Source organism: Amycolatopsis circi (genome assembly GCF_003385235.1).
Lineage (GTDB): Bacteria > Actinomycetota > Actinomycetes > Mycobacteriales > Pseudonocardiaceae > Amycolatopsis > Amycolatopsis circi.
Window position 1 is genome coordinate 22,161 of the sequence record NZ_PQIA01000124.1, and the last position, 7,544, is coordinate 29,704.

Annotated in this window: 6 protein-coding genes; 5 read left to right on the forward strand and 1 reads right to left on the reverse strand. The window is 69.5% G+C overall.

Features of this window, described 5'->3' with window-relative positions; translation table 11 throughout:
* Nucleotides 1-179: 179 nt before the first annotated feature.
* Nucleotides 180-1,673, reverse strand: coding sequence for a 30S ribosomal protein S1 (gene rpsA, locus D0D37_RS36455; protein ID WP_116205133.1), 1,494 nt, complete (start codon nt 1,671-1,673; stop codon nt 180-182).
* A 347-nt stretch (nt 1,674-2,020) separates the two neighbouring features.
* Here rpsA and D0D37_RS36460 point away from each other — a divergent pair, with 347 nt between their 5' ends.
* From D0D37_RS36460 to D0D37_RS36480, 5 genes are all read left to right on the forward strand, one after another.
* Nucleotides 2,021-2,884, forward strand: coding sequence for a class I SAM-dependent methyltransferase (locus D0D37_RS36460; protein WP_116205134.1), 864 nt, complete (start codon nt 2,021-2,023; stop codon nt 2,882-2,884).
* Nucleotides 2,885-2,901: 17 nt separating this feature from the next.
* The gene (locus D0D37_RS36465) at nt 2,902-3,795 is read left to right on the forward strand and encodes a GNAT family N-acetyltransferase (RefSeq protein WP_244223801.1); all 894 of its coding nucleotides are present in this window, start codon (nt 2,902-2,904) and stop codon (nt 3,793-3,795) included.
* A gap of 108 nt (nt 3,796-3,903) precedes the next feature.
* A complete protein-coding gene (locus D0D37_RS36470; protein WP_116205135.1) occupies nt 3,904-4,650 on the forward strand; it encodes an ATP-binding cassette domain-containing protein in 747 nt (248 codons plus the stop codon).
* A gap of 26 nt (nt 4,651-4,676) precedes the next feature.
* Entirely contained in the window at nt 4,677-6,572 is a 1,896-nt protein-coding gene (locus D0D37_RS36475) for a YhgE/Pip domain-containing protein (RefSeq protein WP_116205140.1), read from the forward strand.
* A complete protein-coding gene (locus D0D37_RS36480; protein WP_116205136.1) occupies nt 6,569-7,138 on the forward strand; it encodes a TetR/AcrR family transcriptional regulator in 570 nt (189 codons plus the stop codon). The genes D0D37_RS36475 and D0D37_RS36480 overlap by 4 nt, the downstream gene beginning before the upstream one ends.
* The last annotated feature ends 406 nt before the right edge of the window (nt 7,139-7,544 follow it).

Sequence of the window (7,544 nt, forward strand, 5' to 3'; positions counted from 1 at the left end):
CCGGCGCGAAAATCCCACGGACCCGCCCACCGGGCGTCATCGCGCAGGACCGCGGCCGCCTGATCCGGCCGCGGAATTAACCCGCGTCCGGCCAGCACGCGAAGTCCCGGAGAAAACAGTTCGGCCCCGGTCCGTGCGGACCGGGGCCGAAACTGTTCAGAGACTCAGCGAGTCAACGCTCACGCGCCGCCCGACAGCTTCTCGCGCAGGGCCGCGAGCTGCTCGTCGCTGGCGAGCGTGCCGCCGCTCTTCGCCTCGACCGGGGCGGACGAGGTGTAGCTCTGGTCGCCGCCCTCGATGCCGGTGGCAGCGTCGGCAGCGGCTTCGGCGTCGGCCTCGGCGGCCTTCTTGACCTGGGCCATGTGCGCCTCGTAGCGCGTGTGGGCCTCGGCGTACTGCCGCTCCCACTCCTCGCGCTGCTTGTCGAAGCCTTCCTGCCACTCCTGCGTGTCCGGGTCGAAGCCCTCGGGGTAGATGTAGTTCCCCTCGGTGTCGTACTCGGCGGCCATGCCGTACTGGGTGGGGTCGAACTCGGTCTCCGGCGTGACGCCCTCGTTCGCCTGCTTCAGCGACAGCGAGATGCGACGGCGCTCGAGGTCGATGTCGATGACCTTGACCATGACGTCGCCGTTGACCTGGACGACCTGCTCCGGGATCTCCACGTGGCGCTCGGCCAGCTCGGAGATGTGCACCAGGCCCTCGATGCCCTCCTCGACGCGGACGAACGCGCCGAACGGGACGAGCTTGGTGACCTTGCCCGGCACGATCTGGCCGATCGCGTGGGTGCGGGCGAACTGGCGCCACGGGTCTTCCTGGGTCGCCTTCAGCGACAGCGAGACGCGCTCGCGGTCCATGTCGACGTCCAGGACCTCGACCGTGACCTCCTGGCCGACCTCGACGACCTCGGACGGGTGGTCGATGTGCTTCCAGGACAGCTCGGAGACGTGCACCAGGCCGTCGACGCCGCCCAGGTCCACGAAGGCGCCGAAGTTGACGATGGAGGACACGACGCCCTTGCGGACCTGGCCCTTGGCGAGCGCGTTGAGGAACTCGCTGCGCACCTCGGACTGGGTCTGCTCCAGGTAGGCGCGGCGGGACAGGACCACGTTGTTGCGGTTCTTGTCCAGCTCGATGATCTTCGCCTCGAGCTCGCGGCCGACGTAGGGCTGCAGGTCGCGCACGCGGCGCATCTCGACCAGCGACGCGGGCAGGAAGCCGCGCAGGCCGATGTCCAGGATGAGGCCGCCCTTGACGACCTCGATGACGGTGCCCTTGACGGGCTCGTCCTTCTCCTTGAGCTCCTCGATCGTGCCCCAGGCGCGCTCGTACTGCGCGCGCTTCTTGGACAGGATCAGACGGCCTTCCTTGTCCTCCTTCTGGAGAACGAGGGCTTCGACCTCATCGCCGACGGCGACAACCTCGGCCGGGTCGACATCGTGCTTGATGGACAGCTCGCGCGAGGGGATGACGCCCTCGGTCTTGTACCCGATGTCGAGCAGGACCTCGTCGCGGTCGACCTTGACGATGGTTCCTTCGACGATGTCCCCATCGTTGAAGTACTTGATCGTCTTGTCGATAGCCGCGAGGAAGTCTTCCTCCGACCCGATGTCGTTGATGGCGACCTGCGGAGCCGCGGTGAGGGCGGTCGGGGCGGTGGCGGTGTCGGTGGTCATTAGGCGGGTTGCTCCGGTGGATGGGTGTCGTAGGTGGACGTGAAGTTGGCTACCGGCGGTGCACGCGGCGAGTCCCGCAGCCATGGCATGCGACGACCCTGCTCAAACGTCCGGCGACCAAACGTTCCACCAGTGAACGACCGCGGCATGACCCGCTGACGATGCGCGGCCCCGGTGGGTAGTCACCCAGGCAGCGCGAACCCCACTGCGCTAACACGTATCGTACGCGGGCCCCAGCGGGGGACACAATCAGGGTCGCCCTCGGCTCCCGGTACCTTCTGGCCAACGTTTCCGCCGGTCCGCGCATTCCCCGCGCCCAGCCGGCGCCACCGGGAGAGGAGACCGGCATGCCCGAGCCCGCCGCGGCCCCGGCGGCGCCGCCCGGCGACCGTCACGCGAGCGCTGAAGAACGGCTCGGCACCGTCGGCGTCGCCCATCGCGAAGTCGCCGGAAACGAGGCCGAAGCCGCGAATCTGGCCTGGTGGGACGCGGATGCCGACGACTACCAGGCCGCCCACGGCGGTTTCCTCGGCGACGCCGATTTCGTCTGGTGCCCGGAGGGAGTCCGCGAGGAGGACGCGCGGCTGCTCGGCGACGTGCGCGGACGGCGCGTGCTCGAAGTCGGCTGCGGACAGGCCGCGTGCTCGCGCTGGCTCGCGGCCGCCGGAGCCGAACCCGTCGCCACCGACCTGTCCGGCGGGATGCTCCGGCACGCCCGCGAGGGGAACGCCCGCACCGGCGCGGCGGTCCCCCTCGTGCAGGCGAACGCCGAGCGGCTCCCGTTCGCCGACGCCAGTTTCGACATCGCGTGCTCCGCGTTCGGCGCGCTCCCCTTCGTTCCGTCGCTGGAGACGGTGTTCGGCGAGGTGCGCCGGGTGCTGCGCCCCGGTGCGCCGTGGGTCTTCTCGGTGACCCACCCGATGCGGTGGATCTTCCCGGACGATCCCGGGCCGCAGGGGCTCACCGCGACGCAGCCGTACTTCGACCGCACGCCGTACGTCGAAGTGGACGACGACGGCACGGCCACGTACGTCGAATACCACCGCACGCTCGGCGACTACGTCCGCGCGCTCGCCACCGAAGGCTTCGCGCTGGAAGACCTCGTCGAGCCGGAGTGGCCGGCGGGCCACACCCGCACCTGGGGCCAGTGGAGCCCGCTGCGCGGCAGGCTGTTCCCCGGCACCGCGATCTTCCGCACGCGCCGCGACTGACCGGCTACGCTGCGCGGGTGAGTCCCGCAGGCCGATTCGCCGAACTCGACCCGCTCCTGCCGCCGCCCGTTCCGCTCGCGAGCGGCGACCGGCTGCGCGCGGTGACCGCGTCCGGCACGCAGGTTTCCGCGATGCTCCAGCGCTACCGGCACGGTCCGGGCGACGCTCCCCTGCTGTGGTCGGCGGCCGAGGTGTGGCAGCTGTTCCCGGATCCGGAGACGGCGGGCGTCGAAGCGTTCGACGCGTTGCTCGGCGCGCTGCGGTCCCAAGTGGACACTGAAGCGCCGGGCGCCGATTCGGCGTGCGTCGTCAACTGGCCGAGCCGCGACGCTGAAGCCATCCGGGCTTTCCTCGACCACGGGCTGGTTCCGTTGTCCGCACTGGCCGTTCGCCCCGCCGTCGCGCCGGAAGAAATCGCCACGGACGCGTCGATCCGCCTTGCCGGACCGGACGACTACGCCGCGGCGCTGGCGTTGTGCACGGCGACGTTCGATTACACCGGCCTTGTCGCACACCGGAAACGCGAGCAGACCGCGGAACTGCTCGGCCCGGCACTGCGCCGCGCGCTCGGGGAGAAAGCGACCTGGCTCGCCGAGGTCGACGGCGAAGCGGCCGCGCTCGCGCAATGCGACTGGGTCGAATCCACGCCCGGAAGCGAGGCCGCCGAACTGCTGCCGTCCGGACGCTGGGGGTACGTGAACAATGTCGTCACCGCCCCGGCCAGCCGCAGCAGCGGGATCGGCCGCGCGCTGATGGCCCGCGCGCACCGCGAACTGCTGAACCAGGGCGCGACCGGCACCTACCTCTATTACAACCCGACCAATCCCCTCTCGTCGGTGTTCTGGCACCGGCAGGGCTACCGGCCGCTGTGGACGTCCTGGGAAGCCCACCCTGCGTGGGCCCTGCGCTGAGCCTGCTCCTCTTTGGTGTGACGTCGGGCGAGCCGCCTTGCCGAGCCCGCGAGGTCAGGACTAACTTTTGAACTGACTAGTCAGTTCAAAATCCGTGGAGTGTGTCCTGTGCAGGTCCGTGCCGACCGGGTGTCCCTGAAGGGTCCCCACGGCCCCTTGTTGCCGCCTACCTCGCTCACCGTCGAGGAGGGCTGCCTCACCGTCGTGCACGGCGAACCGGGCGTCGGCATCACCGCGCTCGCGCTGGCGCTGGCCGGGCGGCTGAAGCCGACCACCGGCACCGTGACCGCCGATCCGGAGGGCGACCTGCGGCGGCTCGTGGCCGTGGTGGACTCGCCGGGGGTCAGCGAGCCGGACGAGGCCTTGTCGCTGCGCGTCGTCACCGGCGAAGAGCTGGCGCTCGCGCACCGTCCTTCCGGCAAGGATGCGGTCACGGCTTGGCTCTCGCAACACGACGCGGGGCCGTACGCCGACAGCCGGTTCGAGAGTCTCGAACCCGCGCTGCGCACCCGGTTGCTCACCGCGCTGGCCGCCGAACGCGACGGCGTGCGCGTGCTCGTCCTCGACGCGCCGGACCGGCACACCAGCAACGTCGACTCGTGGACCGCGGTCGCGAGGGAGCACGCCGCCCGCGGGTTCGCGGTGGCCGTGCTGGCCGCGACGACGCCGGAATCGGCGCTCCCCTACCCGCCGGCCAAGGTCGGCGAGGCCGAGCAACCGGACCCGGTCCGGTTGTACTCCCCGCCGGAGCCCGCCGAAACCCCCGCTCCGACCGAGGCCGAGCAGACCAAGCAGCTCCCGGACCCCGCCGAACTGACCGCCGAAACCGAGAACTCCGAGGGAGACCGGGCATGACCACCCCCCACAAGCGGGCCGGCGGACTGAACGCGTTCCGGATCGCGCGCAACGAGCTGCGCAGGCTGTCCACCGGGACGCTGCCGAAGCTCGCCATGTTCGCGCTCGTCATGGTGCCGCTGCTGTACGCGTCGTTCTACCTCTACGCGAACTACGACCCCTACGGCCGCCTCGACAAGCTGCCCGCCGCCGTGTTCACCGAGGACGCCGGCGCGAAGGACTCGAACGGGGCCGAGCGCAATGTCGGCCGCGAGGTCACCGACGAACTGGTGAAGTCCGGCACCTTCCAGTGGCATCAAGTGTCCGAAAAGGACGCTCGGGACGGCGTGCGGGACGACAAGTACTCCTTCGCCATCGGCATTCCGCACGACTTCTCGAAGGCGCTGCTGTCGTCCGGCAATTTCGAGCCGCAGCAGGCGACCATCACGCTGACCACCAACGACGCCAACAACTATCTGTCCGGCACCATCGCGAAACAGGTGGCCGACCAGGTCCGCAAGACGATCGCGGAGAAGGTGGGCAGCGAGGCCGCGGACAAGTTCCTCGTCGGTTTCTCCACCATCTACGGCAAGATCTCCGAGGCCACCGACGGCGCCAAGCAGCTCGCCGACGGGGCGGCGAAACTCCAGACGGGGCAACATCAACTGGCCGACGGGGCGAGCCAGCTCGCGACCGGGTCGAGCAGTCTCGCCACCGGATTGAGCACGCTCAAATCGAGCACCGCGCAGTTGCCGAGCCAGACGCAGAAGCTCGCCGACGGGGCGGGCCAGGTGGCCGACGGAAACCAGAAGGTCGCGGACGCCTCTTCGCTCGCCGCGTCCGCATCCGGCGATCTGCAAGGCCGCCTCGACAGCTACCGCTCCCAGCTGAACACGCAACTGCACGACGCGGGGCTCTCCGACAGCCAGGTGAACGACATCCTGTCCCGCCTCGACCAGCTGCGCTCCCCGATCAACGACGCGAACAGCAAGGTCCAGTCCGCCAACGGGGACCTGCAGAAGCTCTCCAGCGGCGCGCGACAGGTGTCCGACGGGGCGCATCAGCTCGCTTCTGCCTCGCCTCAGCTCGCCAACGGGATCGCGCAGGCGTCCGACGGCGCCAACAAGCTGCGCGACGGTTCGGCGAAGCTGAACGACGGCGAGAAGACCGCCGTCACCGGCACCGACCAGCTCGCCGACGGTTCGGCGAAGCTGCGCGACGGACTCGCCGCAGGCCTGTCGCAGATCCCGAACCCGGACGATCCGACTCGCACCGCCACCGCGAACACGATCGCCGACCCGGTCGCGGTCACGTCGAACGGCGTCGCGTCGGCGGGCACGTACGGCGCCGGGCTCGCGCCATTCTTCATCTCGCTGGCCACCTGGATCGGCGCGTTCGTGCTGTTCCTGCTGATCCGCCCGCTGTCGACGCGCGCGCTCACCGCGGGTGCGTCGCCGCTGCGGGTCGCGCTCGGCGGCTGGCTGTCCTCGGCCGTGCTGGGGCTGGGGCAGGTGATCGTGCTGTTCGCCGCGGTGACCTGGCTGGTCGGCATCCACGTGGCGCATCCGTTGGGCGCGATCGGGTTCGCCTGTCTGGTGTCGCTGGCCTTCACGTCGATCGTGCACGCGCTGAACGCGCTCTTCGGCGCGGTCGGCAAGTTCCTCGGGCTCGTGCTGCTGGTGCTGCAGCTGGTGAGCGCGGGCGGCACGTTCCCCTGGCAGACGATCCCGGACGCGCTGTATCCGCTGCACATAGTGCTGCCCATGGGCTACGCCATCGACGGGTTCCGGCATCTGCTCTACACCGGCGCGTCGCTGCAGATCCTCGGTGACATAGGGGTGCTGGTCGCGTACCTCGTCGTCGGGATCCTGCTGTCCACTCTCGCGGCGCGCAAACACCGGGTGTGGTCGGTCTCGGCGCTCAAGCCCGAGCTGAGCCTGTGAGGGAGACGACCAAACAGAAGCTCTTCGAGGCCACCTTGCGGCTGTCGGCCAGCCGCGGCCTCGTCGGGCTGACGGTGGACGACATCGCGGCCGAGGCCGGGGTAGCCAAGGGGACCGTTTATTACAACTTCGGGTCCAAGGACGGGCTGGTCGACGCTTTGCTCCGGTTCGGCGTCGATCTGCTCGCCGGGCGGTTGCGGGCGGCGGGGACGGATGACGATCCGTTGGCCGTGATCGAGGCTCAGGTGGATACGACGCTGGAGTTCATCGCGGAGTATCCGGGGTTTTCGCAGATCGTCGTCAGCGAGTTGTGGCATACGCCGGGGCGGTGGCACGACACGTTGGCGCTGCTGCGGGAGGAGCTGATCGCCGTGGTCAAGGCGCAGTTGGAGCGGCTGGATTCGGCTGGGCGGCTGCCGGAGGGGTTGGACATCGCGACCGCGGCGGCCGGGGTTTTCGGGACGATGCTGGTGGTGGCGCTGGATTGGCAGGTGTTTCATCCTGCTCGGTCCCGGGCTGACGTGCTCGGGTCGGTGATGTTGTTGATTCGCGGGTTGAAGAGGTGACGTGGCGGGGCCCGGCTCGGGTGTGCCGGGCCCCTGGGTGCGGTCAGTGGCAGTTGGCGCAGCAGCCGCAGCCCTTGCCGGTGCAGGCGGAGCAGCATCCGTGCCGCAGGACGGTCTGGAACAGGCGCTTGATCATTGCTCGGTCCTTCCGGGTTGGTCTTTCCTGCGTGGGTCACGCTAAGTGGGGTCGTGGTTACTCGGGTACCGCTGACTGGGCAGGGCGGGGGGTGAATCCTGTTCTGGGGCTTTGTGGCGGCTCGTCGCCTGGCGGCGACATTGCGCACGTTGGTTGCGTGGGGCACCCCGAAGCTGATTGTGCTGACGGTCTGAGGGTGGTTGTCAAGGCTGGAAAGATGCCTTGACAACCACCCTCAGACCGCAGAGAAGGCTTCGTATCGGGGTGCCC